A 20,149-nucleotide genomic window follows, 5' to 3' on the forward strand; every position below is an offset into this window, starting at 1 on the left:
AAGCAACCTATCCTTGTTAAAACAACCTTTTCTATTCCCAATAAGCATTTTGTTTTAATGGCCCTATCGACAAGTCAATTTGAACTTGAGGAATGGGATAAAATACATTCTTTGGTTTCGTCCAACCTCTGCTTCCCAAGACCGTTTCTGCCTGTCCTGTGCGAACAAGATCAAAATAGCGGTCATTTTCAAAGGCCAGCTCAAAACGACGCTCATCCCAAATATCCTGTAGGGTTAAATTTCCGCTGCTAATTTCAGGTTCTCCGGCACGGCTACGTACTTTATTCAGCGAAACAGCTGCCCCAGCAACATCGTTGGTCATGAATTTAGCCTCTGCATCAATTAACAGGACATCGGCAAACCTGAAAAAGCGTTGGTTCTGTTCTGTTTGTTGCATCCACCAGTTTCCTTTAATATCCGATCGCTCGGCAAGAGGAATATATACTTTGTAGTTGTAGCGCGGCAGACCTGTTACTCCATCGATATCAGTCGCTCCTTCTACAACTCGGTCATCAACCAGTGTATCGCCATAGAAAATAACTGAATACTGGTAACGCAAATCATTTTGTTCTGCTTCCCGGGCTTTCCATGCGGCAACCAGGTCATCACTTGGAACACTGTATCCAAAGCCTCCATCGAAGCTTTTAACCCATGAATTTAACGCATAGGCCGATTGAGCAACTCCTCCGTTAGTCGAAGAAACACCAGCCTGTGATTCAAAGATTGATTCATCACAGTTTTCCTGGGCCAGCCGGAAAAGGTAAAAGAAACTGGAATCACCTTTTGCCGTGTAGAGTGAATAAATACCATTGTTGATTACATCGTTGGTCACGGTTTTTACATCTTCCCAGGTTTTCTCGCCGATCGCCTGTCCATCAGGCATAAAATTCACACCTGACGCCATATACATCAGCACTTTAGCTTCCAGTGCCCGGGCCGACCATGCCGTTACACGCCCTTTCCATTCACTGCCCCAAGGACTTTTCCGCATGTTTTCGTAGCCATATTTCAAATCACGCAAAATGAAGGCATACACCTCTTCAATGGATGATTTTTCAATGTCATAAGCGCCATTTTCGGGTAATCCGTCGTAAATGATAACCTCGCCCCAAAGCTTGGCCATTTCAAAATAAGTCCAGGCACGAATAAATTTTGCTTCTCCCAAAATTTGCTTTTTATCGGCCTCGTCCATTTCAATATCAGGCACATATTCCAAAACCTGATTACAAAGATTCACCATTGCATATCTTGATTTCCACAAATTATCAAAACGTGTAAATGATGGTGTAAAGGAATAATCGATAAACGCATTCACCTCAGACTGGCTACCAGCAGTTGATCCTTTGGCTGTGTTGTCACCCGCCATTTCTTCCGGCCCCATAACACTGTTGTCGTAATAGGCCCAGTCGGCATTAAACTGCCCATAGCATGCTGTTAGGGCCGAAATGGCATCTTCCTTAGTCTGCCAGAACTCTTCCTGAGGTAACTTATTATAATCACTGAATTCTAAATTGGATTCACAGGCAGTAAAACCAATTACTCCGGTTAGTAATGCTATTTTTAGTAAATTTCTCATTTTCATTCCAATTAAAAATTAAGATTTAAGCCAATACTGTAGACTGACGATAACGGGTAAACACCGTTGTCAACACCACTCAACAATGGATTGCCTGAAGAAACCTCCGGAGAGAATCCATTGTATTTGAAGAATGTTACAGGATTTTCGGCATTTACATAAAATCTCACACTTTGAATTCCCAGACCATCAAAAACTCTTTCCGGTAACGTATAGCCCAACTGAATATTCTTAATTCTGAAATAACTACCATCTTCTACGTAGAATGAATTTGGTGTTCGAGGGTCTCCAGCTTTTACCAACACCGAAGGGTAAGTTGTTGAAGTTCCTTCGCCATGCCATCTGTTCTCGAAGAATTCTTTGTCGAAGTTCTTCGTTGTAAACATCAACAAACGATTTTCATTGAAGATTTTGTTGCCGGCAACTCCCTGGCAAAACAGATTAAAGTCAAGTCCTTTATAATCCAGCCCAATATTAAGACCATAAATAACAGGCGGGTTTGGACTTCCAAGGGAAACCCTGTCTTTTTCATCAATAACACCATCGGAGTTAACATCTTCAAATTTCAAATGACCAGGAATGGTGTTTTGCAAGTGAGGATAGTTATCAATTTCTTCTTGATTTTGGAATACACCAATGGCGCGATATCCGAAAAACTCACCTACAGAATGGCCCACCATTGTGCGGGTTAGTGGCTTAACATTATTGGCATCGTCACCCTTGTCATAATAACTTGCTCCGGCTGCACTAATGGCTTTTACGTTGTTGTCGTTAAAGGTGAAGTTGGCATTTACCCGGTATCCCAGATCACCAACCTTATCATTCCAACCAACAGATAATTCAACCCCTTGATTCAGGATGTCGGCATAGTTGCCCCAAACTCCCCTACCATCAATACCCGTGCTGGCCAGGGCAGTTGTAGCAAAAATGGCATCTCTGGTTAATTTGTAATACAAGTCAAGCGATGTTGTCAATCGGCTATCCATCGTATGCATGTCAATTCCAATATTGGTTTCATCAACCACCTCCCACTTAAGGTCTGGGTTGAAAGACTTTTTGATGGTAACAGAAGGAGAAACAGGTCCTAATCCACTGTTTTGGTCTGGTCCAAAAATGACCGGCGTTCCGTTTGATGTTGTCAGTTGGTACAAATTAGAAGGAATGTTTGCATTCCCCAGTAATCCCCATCCTGCGCGCACTTTAAGAAAATCAATCCCCGTGTCAGCCATAAAACTTTCTTCCGAAACAACCCATCCTAAACCTACTGAAGGGAAATAGCCCCAACGGTTATTAGCCGGGAATTTGGAAGACGCATCCGCTCTCATCGTAAAGTTTGCGAGATACTTGTTCTTGTAATCATAATTTAAACGTCCCATGTAACCAATCTGAACGTTTTTACTCCCTCCATCACTTGCCACAATTGTAGAGTTGGTACTTGCTTTTCCGATAGAAAGAAAAAGGAAGCTGGAGTTGATTTCAGGCAGGTCAACGATATCTTCTGCCTTACCGTTCAAATAATCTGTTTTGTACTCACGGTAAGTATACCCCGCCATCGCTTTTATTTGGTGAACATTTTTAATGAGTTTTTCCCAAGTCAGGATATTATCCCATGAAACACTCAAATTGTTAGAGTAGTTCTTAGTCATCCAGTTGTATGGGCTCATTTGTGTTGCACTCACCTCGTATTTAGGAGTGTATGAAATCGATTTTCTAAAAGTTGGGTTGGTTCCGATCGTTGATTTGAACTCAAAATCCTTCAGGAATTTAATTTTAACGTAAGTATTGGCAAATGCATTGATTTTATTGGACCAACGGTGATTGTAAAATAATTTTGCTGCAGGGTTCGATTGGTTGTCAGGCGTAAATCCATTGATCATGGATGGATCAGTAAATTCTCCGTTTTCATTGGTTGGAGCATAAAGAGGAATTGCTCTGAACGCATCCAGTAAAAGCCCGTTAGGAGCCGGATTTGCTTGAGTTGATGAAACAACTAAACTCATTCCCATATCAATATTGTCATTGATAAAGATGTCGTAGTTTGCGCGCAAACCCAGTTTACTGTAATTATCATCTTTAATCAATCCATCTTCTTTCAAATGGTTAAGACCAATATTGAAAGCCGTTTTTTTGCCACCACCACGAATGTTGATATCTTCACTATGTGTAATTGAATTCTCCAAAACCTCGTCAAACCAGTTGGTATTGGCAGTAAATACCGACGGATCAAGTTTATCCTCGGGGCTTCCACTATATTCCATGCGTTCATTCCACATGGTAATCCACTCCCCGGTACCAACCATCTCCATCAATTGAGATGCTTTCTTAACCCCCACGTAAGAGTTGAATGATACTTCTACATCGCCGTCCCGGCTCCCTTTTTTCGTTGTAACCAAAATTACCCCGTTCGCAGCCTGAACACCATAAATCGCAGAAGCTGAAGCATCGCGAAGAACCGACATCGTCTCGATATCATTTGGTCCCAAATAGCTGATATCATTTACAATTACTCCGTCAACAACATACAAAGGGTTAGAGTTAAAAGTAGAACCTGTTCCACGAATACGAATGGATGGCGAACTACCCGGAGAACCACTATTGGTAATTTGCACACCCGCAAAACGTCCCTGAACAGATGCCATGGCACTACCAACTGTCTGGTTGGCAATCTCATCAGCACTAATTGTCGCAATGGAACTGGTAAGGTCTTTTTTCTTTTGTGTTCCATAGCCAATCGCTACAACTTCTTCAAGTCCGATGAAATTTTCTTCAAGAACAACATCAATCGTCGCCGTTTTTCCGACCACGACTTCTTCGGGTTTCATGCCTACAAACGAAAACACCAGGGTGGTTCCTTCAGTTACATCCGGAAGCATGTAATTGCCATCAAAATCAGTAATTGTTCCGGTAGTTGATCCTTTAATAAGCACAGTTACACCTGGAAGCGGAGCTCCTGAAACATCTTTTACCTTTCCGGTAATTTTCCGGGCCTGTTCTTTTAACTCTGAAAATCGGTTTTCCGGTGCCTTGTGAATAATGATTAACTTATTGTTAATCGTATAATTCAATCCCGATTCCTGCATCAAAAATTCCAGAACCTCTTCAATTGTTTGATCTTTTGAATTCAAACTAATTTCTTTCGTCAAATCAACTTCTTGATTGTTGTAGAAAAAAGAAAAATCAGTTTGATCTTCAATTTGCCCCAGCACCTTTTCAATTGACAGGTTTTGAGCTGACAAATTCAACTTTGTTTGTTGGGCATAGCTAGCTGCAGATACCTGCATAAAAGCGGCCAACAAAAACACGCACACTAATTTCATAATTCGATAGATTTGGAGAAAGTCATCCCATAAAACATACTTCCTCGCAGTTCGCCTTTTTTTCATACATTTGAAATGTTTATTAGACAATTATTTATTTGATTGTTTTAAAGACGGGATGTTGTGGCGACATCTCGTCTTTTCTTTTTAAGCTACATAGGCTTGTAAATTAATTCGAACTCTCTAAAATTCTTCTTCTCGTAATCAATCGGACTGGTCAATTTCAAGGCATCCAATACTTGCCAGATGGTTTCCTGATTTTTAAAACTTCCGGAGTAAACCATGGTCTCCAAGTCTTTTGACTGATAACTCAACCTTACATCATACCAGCGCTCCAGGCGCTTAATCAAGTCAGAAAAAGGAATTTCCTTAAAAACAAATTCCCCATTCACCCAAGCCAGCTCTGTGTCAACATTCACTTTTTCCAACACCGGCTTCATGGTTTTCTGGTCAAAACTGACCTTTTCTCCGGGCTTCAACCCAAAAACTTGCTGATTTATGGTGGAAAGCAAAACACTTCCTTCTGATAAGGTAAGGCTCACCTGTCGATCTTCGGCATGACTGCTTACATTAAACTTGGTTCCCGTAACCAACACATCAAACTTATCGGTCTGCACTGTAAAAGGATTCTTGACATCCGACTGAACCTCAAAGTAAGCTTCACCGGTCAATCGAACAAGGCGCTTTTTAGTAGAATAATCAGAACTGACTTCCAGGCGGCTGTCAGCATTGAGCTTCACTTTTGTTCCATCAGCCAGAGTCAATTCGGAACGTGATCCTTGCGGAACATAAAACGACTCAACCTGATGTTTCGCATCAGAAGTTAAATCTGAATGAAAGATCCCGCCAATCAACAGGCCTAGCAAAAGTATAGCTGCTGCAGACAAACCATACACCCAGGAGGGAATTGTTCGGGTTTGCTTTTGAGAAGCTTGTCGTTTATAAAATTTCAACAATTGCTCGGTTTCACGCGATGCCGTTTTGAGACTGGCATCCCAGGTGTCCTTGAGTTTCAGAAATTGCTTTTTGTTCTCAGGACTCTCATGAATCCACTGAAGAAGCCGGGTATTATCTTTTTCCGAAAGGTTCCCATTCAGATACCGGGCAATTAATTGTTCATGATCTGCTGTTTTGTTCATATCCAACCTCTTTTTTGGGTCTTTTACTAACAACACAACCAAGCATCATAAATTACGTCATCAATTGGAAAGTTTTTTCACCTTATTTTTCAAACAACAGAAATTGAGAAAGATATGAAACAACTTTTCAGCCAATTTTTCTCGCAAGGCAGACAAAGCACGAAACAAACGCGTTTCGACTGTACGCAAAGGAACATTTAGTACTTCTGCTATTTCCTTATTTTTCAATCCTTCAAAGCGACTAAGTTCAATAACTTCGCGGTGAATGTCGGACAACGAGTGTATTGCCTGGTAGATTCTGTCAAGGTTTTCTTTTTCTATTAGGGATTCCTCACCATCGCGATAATACAACAACTCCATTTCCTTAATTCCCTGAAATTGCTGATACTGACTAACCACTTGCTGATGTTTCAGGTAATTCAGACAAGCGTTTCGAATGGATCGAAACAGGTAAGCTTTTAGATGTTCATCATCCAGATTAAGCTTTTTCTTCTCCCAAATCAATGTAAAAACATCCTGCACCAAGTCTAAAGCCACTTCTTCATCCGCAACAAATTTGAGTGCATACACAAACAACGAATGATGATAATTCTTAAATAGTGTATCAAAGTCTGACATCCTAATCATTTTCCGGACCCAAAACTAATCAAATAAAAATAAGAGAAGGAAACATAAAATAGAACTTATGTTCCGTATGTTGATTTTAGCAGAATTCACCCCAAAAGCCGGTTTCGAAACAAAGAATCATTAAAAATAACGGAGAAGCTGCCATTCATTCTGTTTTATTTCGTCAAACAATTGTAAGTTTGCCATGCAACCTGCGGGAAGGTCAACCGACTGACTTCAAGGGAAGAATCAACTACATTTGTATTCCGCTCATTGGCTATAATGACAAGCTATTGACGAAACTGTTGCATGCTTTCCTTTTCCCGCCCAAAAACAAAAAAATGACTGCCGAAAAAAGATTGGGTTTCGTTGGAATTATCATTGAAGACCGAACGAATAGTGCCTCCCTGGTGAATGAGCTGCTGAGCAAACACGCCGACCTCATTCTGGCTCGTACCGGAATTCCCCGAGCCAAGGGGCACACCTCTGTTATTACCTTGGTGGTGGACTGCACGACCGATGAATTGGGACAACTTACCGGACGATTAGGAGCAATAAATGGAGTACAAATCAAATCAGGACTGGCAAAAAACGGATAACATGAAAACAGCAACACCAACATTCATCAACGAACAGGCAATTTATGACATTCTGGAGAAGCACAGTCAGCCTGATTTTGCGCAAGTGCGTGATGTATTGGCCAAAGCAAGCGAAATGAAAGGACTCAAGCTTGAAGAAGTGGCCATATTAAGTGGAATCAGCGATCCGACACAGCTGGAAGAATTGTTCCAGACAGCCAATCAGATCAAAGACACCATTTACGGAAAGCGCTTGGTGCTCTTTGCGCCTTTGTACATCTCCAATCTGTGCGCCAACGAATGCACCTACTGCGCCTTTCGTGCCAAAAACAAGGCCATTGTCCGCAAGGCTTTAAACCAGGAAGAAATCAGGCATGAAACCGAAGCACTCATCAAACAAGGGCACAAACGCGTTCTTTTGGTGGCTGGTGAATCCTATCCCAAGCAAGGGTTTCAGTATGTGCTGGACTCCGTTCGCTCGGTTTATGCCGCACGTCACAACGACACCGAAATACGACGCGTAAACGTGAATGTAGCCCCTTTGACCGATGAAGAGTTCAAACTATTGAAAGCTGAAAACATTGGCACCTACCAACTCTTTCAGGAAACTTATCATCGTCAGACCTATCAAAAAGTACACATCGGCGGAAAAAAAATGGATTACAACTGGCGGGTTACTGCACTTCACCGAGCCATGGAAGCGGGGATTGATGATGTAGGAATCGGTGTACTCTTTGGTCTTTACGATGCCCGTTTTGAGTTGCTGGCCATGATGCAGCACATTTTTGAGCTGGAGCGCGTCTTTGGAGTTGGCCCACATACCATCAGCGTTCCTCGCATGGAACCCGCCACCGGCTCCGATGTAGCTTCTCACCCACCCTTTCCGGTTTCCGACCTGGAGTTCCGCAAGATTGTTGCCATTTTGCGTTTAGCAGTTCCATATACGGGCATTATTATGTCGACACGCGAAACGGCCAAAATGCGTCGGGAAACTTTTGCCTTGGGCGTTTCTCAGATTTCGGCCGGCAGCCGCACCAACCCAGGAGGTTATGAAGAAGAGGTTGAAGATGAAGTTTCCGGCCAATTCAGTCTGGGCGACCATCGCCCCTTGGATGAAGTCATTCGTGACGTAGCTAAAATGGGCTACATTCCTTCATTTTGCACCGGCTGTTACCGCCTGGGACGCACCGGTCAGGATTTCATGGATTTAGCCAAGCCCGGAGCAATTAAAGCACATTGTGGTCCTAATGCCCTGTCAAGCTTTATGGAATACCTCAACAATTACGCTTCGCCACAAACCTACGAAACCGGTATTCAGTTAATTGAAAAGACCATTGCCGACATGAAAGGCTTACCCGGAGAACGTGCTCGTAAACTGGTTGATCGGGTTAAGCAAGGAGAAAAAGATATGTTCTGCTAATTATTGATTCAAGCTTGAAAACTTAGCCAAGGCGCTCAGATACAATTCGGAGGCACCAATTGATATTTTTCTAAATAAATGTTAAGGGTGTTTTTATTTAGAACTATTCTTAATAAATTGCTCTCGTTATAAACTCTAAAATAGAAATTATGAAAAAATTGGTTTTAGTATTAGCAATTGTATTCGCTTTCGGTGTAACATATGCAGGAAATGCTGTTTCTGACAAAAAGGAAACAAAAACAGAGCAAGTAAGCACTGCTGATAAAGACAAAAAAGAAAAGAAGACTGCAAAAACTGAAAAGAAAGAAGATTGTGCTACGAAGAGCGAAAAGAAATGCTGCAGCAAAAAAACAGACTGTGGCGACAAAAAATAAGTCTTCGTATTTTCATACCTATCAAAAGCCGACCTTGAGTCGGCTTTTTTCGTGCTTTATCCGGAGATAAACTCAAGCAAAGCGCTCATTATTCGTCCAAGTCGACCCCAAAAAAATGCCTCCACACAAGGCTGACCAGCGAATTATTTTGCAAAAACATTGCTAAGAAAACAGATCCTTCGTACTTTTCAGGCTTAATCGCAAACAGATGAAATCCCCCAAATCTTTTCGTTTACATATTGGCCTTTTTGGGCGTCGCAATGTTGGAAAATCCTCTTTGCTGAATGCACTAACCCAACAGGAAGTATCCATTGTTTCGGACGTAGCCGGCACCACCACCGACCCGGTTGAAAAACCCATGGAATTGCTACCTCTTGGCCCGGTGTTGTTTATTGATACTGCCGGCATGGACGACGTTGGCTCACTGGGAGAAAAAAGGGTTCAAAAAACAAAGGCCGTTTTTGAGCGTACCGATTTGGGAATTCTGATTTCGACCAGCGAGCTTTGGGGTGACTTTGAAGAAGCAACCCTGCGCGAGTTAAGAGAACGGGAGATTCCGACAATCATCGTTTTCAACAAGACTGACCTGCACCAGCCTCAAGCTTGCCTACTCAACAACTTAACGGCCGATAAAATTCCCATTGTTGAAACCTCGGCAACCACCAAAGCCGGAATTGACTCCTTGCGCCAAACCATTCTGAAAACGGCCCCTGACGATTACATCAACCGCCCGGCAATTGTTGCTGACCTGGTTGGCCCGGGCGAAGCTGCCATACTGGTTGTGCCGATTGACAAGGAAGCACCCAAAGGTCGGCTCATTCTTCCACAGGTACAAAGCATCCGCGATTTACTGGATGGCGACTCCTTTTGCATGGTGGTAAAAGACCAACAACTTCCCGAAGCCCTGTCAAGAATGAACACACCCCCAAAACTGGTAGTTACCGACAGTCAGGCATTTACCAAAGTGGCGGCCCTTACGCCCCCCGAAATCCCGCTTACAGGCTTTTCCATCCTCTTTGCCCGGTTCCAGGGTGACCTCAACGCCATGGTACGAGGCGCAATGGCTATCGACCAGCTGAAAGCCGGCGACCGGGTTCTTATTGCCGAAGCCTGTTCGCATCATCCCATTCAGGAAGATATTGGAACCGTGAAAATCCCCAAGTGGCTTAACCAATACGTGGGTGGAAAACTACAAATTGAGCACGCCCGGGGCCGCGATTTTCCGGCCGACATCAGTTCTTATAAACTGATCATTCACTGCGGGGCCTGTATGTGGAACCGACGCGAGATGCTATCGCGTATTTTAAGAGCCGAGCAAGCGGATGTCCCTATCACCAACTACGGGTTAACCATTGCCTATTCGCTGGGCATTTTTGAACGGGCACTGCAACCATTCCCCGATGCGCTGAATATTTATAAAAAATGGCAGCCATCAAGCTAATTTAATGATTGAACCAACGCGCAATTTAAACTTTCACTCGGGCAAAATGGAAAAATGAAGTCTGCCGATTTCCTCAAAAGAGATGGTGCCTTGGTGCTTATTAAAGAAATTTACGCAAGCCCAAACACCACTATCAACACTTTAAATTGTTGCGACTCCCATTTTTGCCTAATTTAGCGAGGTTTTCATCCCGAAGAAAATAATAAACCAACAACCGTAATACCAGTGACAGGCATGAAAAAAGTTGCATGAGCAAAATACGTAAGTTATTTTAGCTTAATGAACTCAAATTCCTGTTGGACTTGGCATTACTAAAAATGAATGATTAACCATGAAGATTTTAATTTCGACGATCTGCATTCTTTTTACTCTGAATGCAACAGTTGCTCAAGAGCGCTACCTGGAGGAAATAACGGACTCTGTACAAACAGAAACCTTTACTTACATTCAAAAAGACGGTCAGCAGCTGGAACTTGATGTTTATACACCGGCTTTCGACAGTCAGGACACACGTCCTGTTCTACTATATGTTCATGGTGGTGGCTTTTCAGGAGGTACCCGTGACGGAGGTAGGATCCCCGCCTTTTGCAAAAAAATAGCCCGACGTGGCTATGTGGTCGTTTCCATCACTTACCGCCTCACGCGCAAAGGCACACCCACAGGCTTTGGTTGCGATTGTCCGGCTGATGAAAAAATGAAAACATTCGCTGCAGCCGTTGAAGACATTCAGGATGCCACCTATTTCTTAATTCAAAACCGGGAGCAGCTGGGAATTGATCCCTATCGGATCATCCTTTCGGGCAGCAGTGCCGGAGCCGAATCTGTGCTTATGGCTGCCTATCAGCCGCCCTATTGCTACGATCTGGATAAAGGACCGGTGAGCTATGCCGGTGTCATTTCAATGGCCGGAGCCATTCCCGACACCTCCATTATTTATGCAGAGTCAGCCGTTCCATCCTTGCTTTTTCATGGCACCTGCGACAACCTGGTTCCGTATGGCTCCGCTCCACACCATTATTGCAACGAAGACAAACCGGGCTACCTGGTTTTGCACGGCGGAAAAACCATTGCCGACCGCTTGCATCAGCTCGACAAACCCTACTGGCTTTATACCCTTTGCGGGGAAAATCACCGGATTGCCAGCTCGCCCATGGTAGAGCAATTTGACGAAATCATCAGCTTTTGCAATGACTTTGTCCTTCATCAATCCAAAAACCAAATTCATACCGTCATCCCTGGCAAACACAATTGTCAGTATCCTGAATTCGACTATTGTCAAAACTAAATTATGCACCAATGAGAACCTCGATTTTTTTAATCATGATCCTTTTATCAGCTACAAATTCCATATTCGCCCAGTCTGCCAACGTCGTCACGTACAACATTCGTTACGCCAACGAGGGAGACGGAGTTAATGCCTGGTCAAACCGGAAACTTCTGGTTACCGACCTGCTGCGTTTTCACGAAGCCGACATTATTGGACTTCAGGAAGCCTTATACGAACAGGTAACCGATATTTCCCTGCAGCTTCCCGGCTTTGACCAAATTGGTGTTGGGCGCGAGGATGGCAAAGCAGAAGGTGAATATTCGCCCATTTTTTACAACAGCCGAAAATATCAGCTGAAAGATCATGGCTGGTTCTGGCTTTCCGAAACACCGGAGGTTCCCAGCATGGGATGGGATGCTGCTTGCAAACGGATTTGCACGTACGCCTGGTTTGAAGACTACGATAAAAGGAAGACCTTTTGGGTTTTCAACACGCACTTTGACCATGTAGGTGACGAAGCACGGCTCAACTCCGCCCGACTGATTCTTCAGAAGATTGACTCGCTGAACACCAAAAATGACCCGGTTATTTTGATGGGCGATTTTAACCTGACGCCGGAAGCTGCGCCAATTGCCCGCCTCGAAACCCAGTTTTTCGACAGCAAAAAAGTTTCTGCACAGGCCCCTTATGGCCCGGAAGGAACCTACAATGCTTTTGACTTCAACAGTGAATTAAAAAATCGCATCGACTATATTTTTGTCAAAGGAAAAATTGAAGTGCTGAAGTATGGCGTACTGACTGACTCCTACGAGCAGCGCTATCCTTCAGATCATCTTCCGGTGTTGATTGAAGTGGCCTTTTAACACTGAACTTTTTGGGACTTCTGCTGTCCTAAAGGGTAATGAAATTTGATTACCTGATTATCGGACAAGGATTGGCCGGCACCCTGCTTGTACACGCCTTAAGAAAACGCGGAAAGTCATGCATGGTGCTGGATAATCCGGAGCAGCCCAAAGCCTCTGAAGTTGCAGCAGGAGTGATCAATCCTGTTGTTTTCAGGCGCCTAACCAAAAGCTGGCTCATTGATGAGCTTTACCTCCAGCTACTCAGCACCTATGCCGAGTTAGAACACGAATTTGGTACCCGCCTGTTTTATCCGCTCCAAATCAAAAAAGTACTCGGTAAAGGAGAAAATGAATTCTGGCGAAAGAAGGTTGCTGACGACAAACTTCAGAACTACCTTCTTCAGGAACCGGAACCAATCAGCTCCCCATACATTGAGGCGCCGTTTGGAGTTGGCACAGTCATCCAAAGCGGACGTGTTGACCTCAGTCAACTGATTGAGAGTATGCGCCAACAGCTTCAATCGGAAAACTGTATTCGGTTTGAGAAAGTTGCCTGGAATAAACTTACCTTACAGGAAAACCGGGTCATTTACCAGGACCTGGAAGCTCAAAAAGTCATTTTCTGTGAAGGCCATGCCGTTTCCCAAAATCCATTCTTTAAAAACCTTCAGTTCAAACATACCAAGGGAGAAATGCTTCGGATAAAAACGACCACTTACAACGAAAACTTCATCCTCAACAAAGCCATGTTTTTAATGCCCGAAGGAGAACAGTACTACCGACTTGGTGCAACCTACGATTGGAATGATTTAAGTACCACACCTCAGGAACATGCCCGAATTGAGCTGACGGAAAAACTCAGCACATTCTTCACAGGTACGTATGAAGTGGTCGATCACCAGGCTGGCATCCGGCCAACCACGCACGACCGGAGGCCGGTTTTAGGGCTTCATCCCCACTTCCCACAGCTGGGCATTTTTAACGGTTTAGGCTCCAAAGGAACCATGCTTGGGCCCTACTTTGCCCGGCAATTTGCCCGCTTCCTGTGTGACGAAGATCAGGCCATTCAGCCAGAAGTAAACATAAACCGCTACTTCCCGGAAAGAAAATAGTCCCATTAGCGGGCTCAAAACCACGAACGAAAAAGCTCCAAGGGTTCGAAAAAATAAAAAAGCGTATATTAACGTGCTAAACGTTGGATATCATCCTGCACCTCAACATAAACGACCTGAATCAAAACTCATGAAGGCCATGCAAAATACCGTTAGAATTGTTTTCCTGCGTACGGGACGTTCAAAGGTCTTTGCCTGGCTTCATCAATTAAAAATTTAAAGAAAACATCATTTGACGCATATCAAAATGATGTTAACAGAAACATAAATCAGAATCGTTTGAAAGCATTTGGCGAAATCATTATCAAGTTATCGGATCTCATTTGGGGGGCTCCTCTGCTGATCCTCTTACTCGGAGGCGGACTTTATTTTTTATTCATTTCTCGGTTGGCTCCGATTAAATACATTGGTCATGCCATTCAGATTTTACGTGGGAAATACGATGATCCTGAAGAAGCCGGACAATTGCACCACTACCAGGCACTGGCAACGGCCCTGGCCGGAACCGTAGGAATGGGTAACATTAGCGGAGTAGCCATTGCCATTACCACAGGCGGACCAGGAGCCATTTTCTGGATGTGGATTTCTGCACTGGTCGGCATTTCAACCAAGTTTTTCACCTGCTCGCTGGCGGTTATGTACCGCGGAAAAGACAATGCCGGAGAAATACAGGGTGGCCCCATGTATGTCATCACCGAAGGCCTTGGCAAGCGTTGGAAACCACTGGCCATATTCTTCTCCGTTACGGCCATGCTTGGCGTGCTTCCAATATTTCAGGCCAATCAGCTCACCCAGGCCATTAGCGATGTGGTGCTGCAGCCCAACGGCATTCCGGTATCCTTTACCAGCAGTCTGATCATCGGGCTGGTGCTGGCATTTATTGTTGCTCTGGTTATTCTAGGCGGGGTTAAACGAATTGGAAAGGTAACCGGACGTGTGGTACCTGTTATGATCGTCGTTTATATTGTTACCATTCTCTACATTATTTTCTCCAATTCCAGCGAAATACTTCCAAGTTTAAAACTGATTTTCAACGATGCCTTTACCGGCAACGCTGTTCTTGGTGGTTCGCTCGGGGCCATCATCATCACCGGGGTTCGCCGAGCCGCGTTCTCCAACGAAGCCGGAGTTGGTACCGCTCCCATGGCTCATGGTGCCGCCAAAACCAACGAACCGATTCGCGAAGGACTCGTGGCTATGCTGGGCCCCATTATCGATACCATTATCGTTTGCACCATGACTGCCCTGGCCATCATTATTACCGGGGTTTGGAAGCACAGCGAGGCCGACGGCATCACCCTCACCGCCGAAGCCTTTGACCAGGTCATTCCGTACGGTAGCTATTTACTGACCATTTGTGTCAGCTTCTTTGCGCTGTCAACCATGTTTGCCTTTCCCTATTACGGCAGCAAATGCCTGAGCTTTGTTGCAGGAACCCAATATCAAAAATGGTATCACTACGCGGTGGTTATCCTGGTCGTTGTTGGTTCCGTGTCGCAACTTCAGGTTGTGGTTAGTTTTTTAGACCTGTCTTTTGCCCTAATGGCCTTCCCCACCATGATCAGCGCCATTTTGCTTTCCGGACAGGTGCGCAAGGCTGCACGGGTTTATTTCAAAAAACTCGAACTCAAACAATTTTAACGCGTTAGCCAAAAGGTTTCTTACTTCAGTCCGCTTAAAATGTTCTCATAATCGCCATGTTTTTTATAACTTAGAGCCAATTATTTTTGAACGAACCATTGAATTAATCAACCATGAACAAAAACGTTTTACTCCTATTGGCCGTTTTCGCCGGGCTGCTTTCGTGCACCCCTGAAGAGCCAACCGATTTAACCCAAACCCAGGTTATTCCGAAGCCTGTATCAGTTACTGCTACCGGAAAAGCATTCCGACTATCAGACCAAACCAAAATCTATGTTCAGGCGGGCTCCAACCTGGAAGCCACTGCCCAATACCTGCAAAGCAAACTTGCCCCCGCAACAGGATTTCAACTTCCGGTTGAAGCTGTTAGCGACATGCCTTCGGCAGGGATTTTTATCAGCCTGACCAATGATTCAGAATTGGGAAATGAAGGTTATGAATTACAAATCGACAAAAAATTGCTCACCCTGAAAGCCAACAAGGCTGAAGGTGCTTTCCGCGGTATTCAAACCATCCGCCAGCTGTTGCCGCTTTCCATTGCCAGCAGCAGTGTTCAGCAAACCGACTGGGTGATTGCAACCGGAACCATTCGCGACTTCCCGGAATATGAATACCGGGGAACCATGCTCGACGTTGCCCGTCACTTTCTGGGGGTTGACGATGTAAAACACTACCTCGACCTGATGGCGTATTATAAATTCAACATCATGCACCTGCACCTGACTGATGACCAGGGTTGGCGCATCGAAATTAAATCGTGGCCGAAACTGACCGAAATTGGTGGAAGCACGGAAGTTGGTGGTGGCGAAGGCGGGTTCTACACCCAGGACCAATATACCGAGCTGGTCAACTATGCGGCCGAACGCTTCATCACAATCATTCCTGAAATTGACATGCCCGGCCACACCAATGCGGCTTTAGCTTCGTATGCCGAGTTGAACTGCGACGGCAAAGCCACAGAGCTATACACCGGCATTGAGGTTGGTTTCAGCACCTTGTGTACCGACAAGGAAATTACCTACGAATTTATTGACGATGTCATTGGCGAATTGGCGTCATTAACTCCCGGACCATACATCCACATTGGTGGCGACGAATCGCATGTGACTAAAAAAGAGGATTACATTCCTTTTATCGAGCGGGTACAAGACCTGGTTTATGCCCACGGAAAAACCATGATTGGCTGGGACGAAGTAACCCTGGCTAAATTGGACGAGCGCAGCATTGCGCAGTACTGGTCAAGCGCCGACAATGCCAAAAATGCCGTTCAGCAAGGCGTAAAAGTCATCATGTCGCCAGCCAAGAAGGCTTACCTGGACATGAAATACGATTCCTTGTCTACGCTTGGCTTGCACTGGGCCGGATACATTGAGGTTGACACGGGTTATGACTGGGATCCGACCAAGCTGGAAAAAGAAATTAGCCGGGAAAATATTCTGGGCATTGAAGCTCCGCTGTGGACGGAAACCGTTACCAATCGCGCCGATATGGAATACCTGGTATTCCCGCGTCTGGCTGGCTATGCCGAAATTGGCTGGTCGCCTGCCGAAGGAAAAAGCTGGGATGAATACAAAGTTCGCCTCGCTGCTCATGGTCAGCAATACGACACCTGGGGCATCAACTATTACCGGTCAAAACTAGTTCCCTGGGAGGAATAAGAAAGAATAAAAAACAACAAAAGGCTGTCTCTAAAAAGGCAGCCTTTTTAGTTCTCAGGCATCGAGCAGGCGTTCTGGTTCATTGAGCAGATGTTCAGGCGCATCAAGCAGACGGTCAGATGCATTGAGTGATTGTTACGGCACATCGAGCGGATGTTCAGACTCATCAAGCAGGCGTTCAGTCACATCGAGCAGACGTTAAAGTACATTGAGCAGGCGTTCCGGCGCATTAAGCAGCTATTTGGAATATTCGTTGAATGACCAGGACCCAACAAGCTCACAAACACAAAAGCCGAATTTTCACACCCACTCTGTCGGCTTGAAAATTCGGCTTATTCTTTCATCAAGGATCTTCCCTTTTACTTGCTGAGTTATTTCACTTCGAAGTCAAAAAGCTTTCTACCTTCCAAAAAGCCTTCCAGGCGGTCGCCAATGGCTACTGGCCCCACTCCGGCTGGCGTTCCGGTATAAATCAGATCGCCAATTTTTAGGGTAAAGTATTTCGAAACCTGGCTAATCAGTTCATCAATGGCAAAAAGCATGTAAGCCGAATCGCCCTGCTGAACCAAATCTCCATTCTTCTTCAGCTGAAACTTAATGGAATTCACATCGGGCAAGTTCTCTTTCGCCACAAAGTCGGTTGAAATCACGGCAGAGCGGTCAAAACCTTTTGCTTTTTCCCAGGGAAGACCTTGATCTTTCAATTGATTTTGCAGATCACGGGCCGTAAAGTCAATCCCCAAGCCAACTTCATCAAAATAGCGATTGGCAAATCGGGGTTCAATGTTTTTCCCCAAGCGGTTTATGCGCAAAATCAACTCACACTCATAATGAACCTCCTGGCTAAAGTCGGGAATGTAAAACGGGTCATTGTTCCGTAACAAGGCCGAATCCGGTTTCATGAAAATAACCGGTTCATCCGGAATTTCATTGTTCAATTCGCGAACATGCTCGCTGTAATTGCGTCCGATACAAATGATTTTCATATAAACGAGTTTTGAGTCCAGAGCAAGGAGTAGCGCGTCATAAGGAGCTTGCAAGTCACTAATGTCCCGCTACTCACTGCCTCTTCAATCTTTCATTCTCAATTTAATGGCGGTCAGCACTTTTTTGGTGTAAAGCGGAAATTCGCTGTTAATGATCCAACCAAAATAACCTGGCTGCTCGCGCAAAACTTTTTCGACAGGTACCCCTTTGTTTTTCCCAAAGTTAAAAACCTCTACCCCATCTTCATTGTATACAATACGACCCACAAAATCAACATTCCGGTCATACGAAGAGAACTCGCTCAATGCACTGACATCATTTTGGATCGGCTTCGTTTTTACGCCTTTATTGTCCTCATACACTGTCTCCTCATAAACATCCAACTGAGCCTTCAGCACATCGTAGGTGGCTTTGGTATCGGCCATCGCACTGTGAGCATTAACCAGTTCCTGCTGACAATAAAATTTGAAGGCAGCCGCAAGGGTGCGCTTTTCCATTTTATGGAAGATAGCCTGCACATCAATAAACTTGCGTTTCTTAAAATCAACGTCAACTCCAACCCGCAGAAATTCTTCAGCCAGCAAGGGAATATCAAAACGGTTGGAGTTAAAGCCTGCCAAGTCTGCTCCTTCCAAAAAGTTAGCCAGGGTTTTGGCAACTTCCTTAAATGTTGGGGCATCCTTCACATCTTCATCATAAATACCATGGATTTTACTGACATGCTCCGGGATCGGCATTTCCGGGTTAATCCGCAAGTCACGCTCTTCTTCGCGTCCATCCGGATGAATTTTCAGTAAGGCAATTTCCACAATACGATCCGTAACAATATTGATCCCTGTTGTTTCCAGGTCGAGGAAAACCAACGGATTCTTCAAGTTTAATTTCATGGGTCTTTCTTTCAATTTGGTACTCTGCCACTTAGCAGGGCGCTATTTTATTTTTTGACTGATTCAAACAAAAAAAACCTAACAAAACAAATCTTGTTAGGTTCTCATCATGCTATTAGTTACAATTTAAGCATTGATCATCATTGGCATCAAGAGCATCAATACATCCTCTTCATCAAACTCTTTTTCGGCTGGCAACAATAAGCCGGCCCGTGTTGGATCGGATAGCTCCACTTTAACATCAGCCGATGAAAGGTTCGCTAAGATTTCCAACAGAAAAGTAGATTTAAAACCAATTTCAATTTCATCACCTTCATACTGACATTTCAAACGCTCAACAGCCGAAATCGAGAAGTCGATATCCTGCGCTGAAACGACCAGTTGGTTATCATCAATATGTAGTTTTACCAGATTACTGGCTTGATTGGCAAAAACAGAAACGCGCTTAACCGTATTAAACAACTCCAAACGATCCACAATCATTTTATTGACGTTGTTGTTCGGAATTACCGAGTTGTAGCTGGGGTAGTTTCCTTCTACCAAGCGGCAAATCAGCTTGTAGTTGCTCAGGGTAAAGAAGGCGTTTTTATCATCAAACTGCAGTTTTACATCAAATTCTTCTTTCGGCAGCAGGTTTTTCAACAAAGCAGCCGGTTTTTTAGGAAGAATAAAAGACGACTCCACTTCAGCCTTGGCATCGCTGCGCTTGTAACGCACCAGTTTATGGGCATCGGAAGCAACAAAAGTCAGATCATCATTTCCCAGTTCAACAAAAATTCCGTTCATCACCGGACGAAGCTCATCATCGGCGGTGGCAAACAAGGTTTTCGAAATTCCATTCAACAAAACATCGTGATTGACTTCGATGGTTGCCATCGCTTCTTCCTTCAATGCCGGAAGCTCCGGAAAATCCTCTCCGTTTTGCCCAACGATACTGAACTTTCCATTCTCGGAGTAAATATCAATGGCCGATGTATCTCCATTAATCTGGAACGTCAATGGCTGCTCCGGAAATTCCTTCAAGGTATCATTCAGCAGTTTGGCCGGAATAGCAACATCACCATTGCCTTCCGTATTGTCCAAATCAAGGCTGGTAATTAAAGTTGACTCTAAATCCGAAGCAGTAATCGTTAACCGATTATCTTCCAGTTGAAACAAATAATTATCCAGGATGGGTAATGTATTTTTCGAGCTAATCACCTTACTGATTGCATTCAGATGACTTAGTAATTCGGTACTGGAAACAACAAATTTCATTCGTTTATCTTTTTTTATATTTTTCGATGGTAACTCTCTGAAAA

At 44.3% G+C, this 20,149-nt stretch carries 16 protein-coding genes; 9 read left to right on the forward strand and 7 right to left on the reverse strand.

Annotated elements, in window-relative coordinates; translation table 11 throughout:
• Positions 1 to 31: 31 nt before the first annotated feature.
• The 4 genes from ACRD6K_RS05240 to ACRD6K_RS05255 all read right to left on the reverse strand — a co-directional run bounded on the left by ACRD6K_RS05240 (position 32) and on the right by ACRD6K_RS05255 (position 6,650).
• A complete protein-coding gene (locus ACRD6K_RS05240) occupies positions 32 to 1,576 on the reverse strand; it encodes a RagB/SusD family nutrient uptake outer membrane protein (protein ID WP_430972361.1) in 1,545 nt (514 codons plus the stop codon).
• Positions 1,577 to 1,587: 11 nt separating this feature from the next.
• Entirely contained in the window at positions 1,588 to 4,893 is a 3,306-nt protein-coding gene (locus ACRD6K_RS05245) for a TonB-dependent receptor (RefSeq protein ID WP_430972362.1), read from the reverse strand.
• 152 nt (positions 4,894 to 5,045) lie between these two features.
• Complete coding sequence (locus ACRD6K_RS05250; protein WP_430972363.1) at positions 5,046 to 6,032, reverse strand: FecR family protein; 987 nt, start codon at positions 6,030 to 6,032, stop codon at positions 5,046 to 5,048.
• Positions 6,033 to 6,092: 60 nt separating this feature from the next.
• On the reverse strand, positions 6,093 to 6,650 hold the full coding sequence (locus ACRD6K_RS05255; RefSeq protein ID WP_430972364.1) for an RNA polymerase sigma-70 factor: 558 nt from the start codon (positions 6,648 to 6,650) through the stop codon (positions 6,093 to 6,095).
• A gap of 329 nt (positions 6,651 to 6,979) precedes the next feature.
• Between ACRD6K_RS05255 and ACRD6K_RS05260 the strand changes: the two genes are divergently transcribed.
• The 9 genes from ACRD6K_RS05260 (at position 6,980) to ACRD6K_RS05300 (ending at position 16,974) form a co-directional block, all read left to right on the forward strand.
• Entirely contained in the window at positions 6,980 to 7,237 is a 258-nt protein-coding gene (locus tag ACRD6K_RS05260; RefSeq protein ID WP_430972365.1) for a TM1266 family iron-only hydrogenase system putative regulator, read from the forward strand.
• 1 nt (position 7,238) lies between these two features.
• The gene (hydG, locus tag ACRD6K_RS05265) at positions 7,239 to 8,636 is read left to right on the forward strand and encodes a [FeFe] hydrogenase H-cluster radical SAM maturase HydG (protein WP_430972366.1); all 1,398 of its coding nucleotides are present in this window, start codon (positions 7,239 to 7,241) and stop codon (positions 8,634 to 8,636) included.
• Between the two features lie 149 nt (positions 8,637 to 8,785).
• Positions 8,786 to 9,010, forward strand: a complete 225-nt coding sequence (locus tag ACRD6K_RS05270; RefSeq protein WP_430972367.1) for a conotoxin — start codon at positions 8,786 to 8,788, stop codon at positions 9,008 to 9,010.
• A 208-nt stretch (positions 9,011 to 9,218) separates the two neighbouring features.
• Complete coding sequence (gene hydF / locus ACRD6K_RS05275; protein WP_430972368.1) at positions 9,219 to 10,451, forward strand: [FeFe] hydrogenase H-cluster maturation GTPase HydF; 1,233 nt, start codon at positions 9,219 to 9,221, stop codon at positions 10,449 to 10,451.
• Between the two features lie 331 nt (positions 10,452 to 10,782).
• Positions 10,783 to 11,736 carry an alpha/beta hydrolase gene (locus ACRD6K_RS05280; RefSeq protein WP_430972369.1) on the forward strand — a complete coding sequence of 318 codons (954 nt, stop codon included), beginning with the start codon at positions 10,783 to 10,785 and terminating at the stop codon, positions 11,734 to 11,736.
• Between the two features lie 11 nt (positions 11,737 to 11,747).
• Entirely contained in the window at positions 11,748 to 12,581 is an 834-nt protein-coding gene (locus ACRD6K_RS05285) for an endonuclease/exonuclease/phosphatase family protein (RefSeq protein WP_299584622.1), read from the forward strand.
• Positions 12,582 to 12,619: 38 nt separating this feature from the next.
• On the forward strand, positions 12,620 to 13,675 hold the full coding sequence (locus ACRD6K_RS05290) for an NAD(P)/FAD-dependent oxidoreductase (protein WP_430972370.1): 1,056 nt from the start codon (positions 12,620 to 12,622) through the stop codon (positions 13,673 to 13,675).
• Positions 13,676 to 13,954: 279 nt separating this feature from the next.
• Positions 13,955 to 15,316, forward strand: a complete 1,362-nt coding sequence (locus tag ACRD6K_RS05295) for an alanine/glycine:cation symporter family protein (RefSeq protein WP_430972371.1) — start codon at positions 13,955 to 13,957, stop codon at positions 15,314 to 15,316.
• Between the two features lie 113 nt (positions 15,317 to 15,429).
• Positions 15,430 to 16,974, forward strand: a complete 1,545-nt coding sequence (locus ACRD6K_RS05300) for a beta-N-acetylhexosaminidase (RefSeq protein ID WP_430972372.1) — start codon at positions 15,430 to 15,432, stop codon at positions 16,972 to 16,974.
• 371 nt (positions 16,975 to 17,345) lie between these two features.
• Here ACRD6K_RS05300 and ACRD6K_RS05305 read toward each other — a convergent pair whose 3' ends face one another.
• The 3 genes from ACRD6K_RS05305 to dnaN all read right to left on the reverse strand — a co-directional run bounded on the left by ACRD6K_RS05305 (position 17,346) and on the right by dnaN (position 20,105).
• Positions 17,346 to 17,960 (reverse strand): fumarylacetoacetate hydrolase family protein, encoded by a 615-nt coding sequence (locus tag ACRD6K_RS05305; protein ID WP_430972373.1) that lies wholly within the window; start codon positions 17,958 to 17,960, stop codon positions 17,346 to 17,348.
• A gap of 84 nt (positions 17,961 to 18,044) precedes the next feature.
• Positions 18,045 to 18,848 carry a 3'-5' exonuclease gene (locus ACRD6K_RS05310; RefSeq protein WP_430972374.1) on the reverse strand — a complete coding sequence of 268 codons (804 nt, stop codon included), beginning with the start codon at positions 18,846 to 18,848 and terminating at the stop codon, positions 18,045 to 18,047.
• A 126-nt stretch (positions 18,849 to 18,974) separates the two neighbouring features.
• Positions 18,975 to 20,105 (reverse strand): DNA polymerase III subunit beta, encoded by a 1,131-nt coding sequence (dnaN, locus tag ACRD6K_RS05315; protein WP_299584135.1) that lies wholly within the window; start codon positions 20,103 to 20,105, stop codon positions 18,975 to 18,977.
• Positions 20,106 to 20,149: the final 44 nt, after the last annotated feature.

It is taken from the genome of Sunxiuqinia rutila, assembly GCF_050589705.1.
Taxonomy (GTDB): Bacteria; Bacteroidota; Bacteroidia; order Bacteroidales; family Prolixibacteraceae; genus Sunxiuqinia; species Sunxiuqinia rutila.

Bases quoted from the DNA above. Each gene is read 5' to 3' on its own strand.
- hydG (WP_430972366.1), top strand. From the start codon at position 7,239: ATGAAAACAGCAACACCAACATTCATCAACGAACAGGCAATTTATGAC.
- ACRD6K_RS05270 (WP_430972367.1), top strand. From the start codon at position 8,786: ATGAAAAAATTGGTTTTAGTATTAGCAATTGTATTCGCTTTCGGTGTA.
- hydF (WP_430972368.1), top strand. From the start codon at position 9,219: ATGAAATCCCCCAAATCTTTTCGTTTACATATTGGCCTTTTTGGGCGT.
- ACRD6K_RS05285 (WP_299584622.1), top strand. From the start codon at position 11,748: ATGAGAACCTCGATTTTTTTAATCATGATCCTTTTATCAGCTACAAAT.
- ACRD6K_RS05310 (WP_430972374.1), bottom strand. From the start codon at position 18,848: ATGAAATTAAACTTGAAGAATCCGTTGGTTTTCCTCGACCTGGAAACA.
- ACRD6K_RS05305 (WP_430972373.1), bottom strand. From the start codon at position 17,960: ATGAAAATCATTTGTATCGGACGCAATTACAGCGAGCATGTTCGCGAA.
- ACRD6K_RS05290 (WP_430972370.1), top strand. From the start codon at position 12,620: ATGAAATTTGATTACCTGATTATCGGACAAGGATTGGCCGGCACCCTG.
- ACRD6K_RS05260 (WP_430972365.1), top strand. From the start codon at position 6,980: ATGACTGCCGAAAAAAGATTGGGTTTCGTTGGAATTATCATTGAAGAC.
- ACRD6K_RS05240 (WP_430972361.1), bottom strand. From the start codon at position 1,576: ATGAGAAATTTACTAAAAATAGCATTACTAACCGGAGTAATTGGTTTT.
- ACRD6K_RS05280 (WP_430972369.1), top strand. From the start codon at position 10,783: ATGAAGATTTTAATTTCGACGATCTGCATTCTTTTTACTCTGAATGCA.
- ACRD6K_RS05250 (WP_430972363.1), bottom strand. From the start codon at position 6,032: ATGAACAAAACAGCAGATCATGAACAATTAATTGCCCGGTATCTGAAT.
- ACRD6K_RS05300 (WP_430972372.1), top strand. From the start codon at position 15,430: ATGAACAAAAACGTTTTACTCCTATTGGCCGTTTTCGCCGGGCTGCTT.
- ACRD6K_RS05255 (WP_430972364.1), bottom strand. From the start codon at position 6,650: ATGTCAGACTTTGATACACTATTTAAGAATTATCATCATTCGTTGTTT.
- dnaN (WP_299584135.1), bottom strand. From the start codon at position 20,105: ATGAAATTTGTTGTTTCCAGTACCGAATTACTAAGTCATCTGAATGCA.
- ACRD6K_RS05245 (WP_430972362.1), bottom strand. From the start codon at position 4,893: ATGAAATTAGTGTGCGTGTTTTTGTTGGCCGCTTTTATGCAGGTATCT.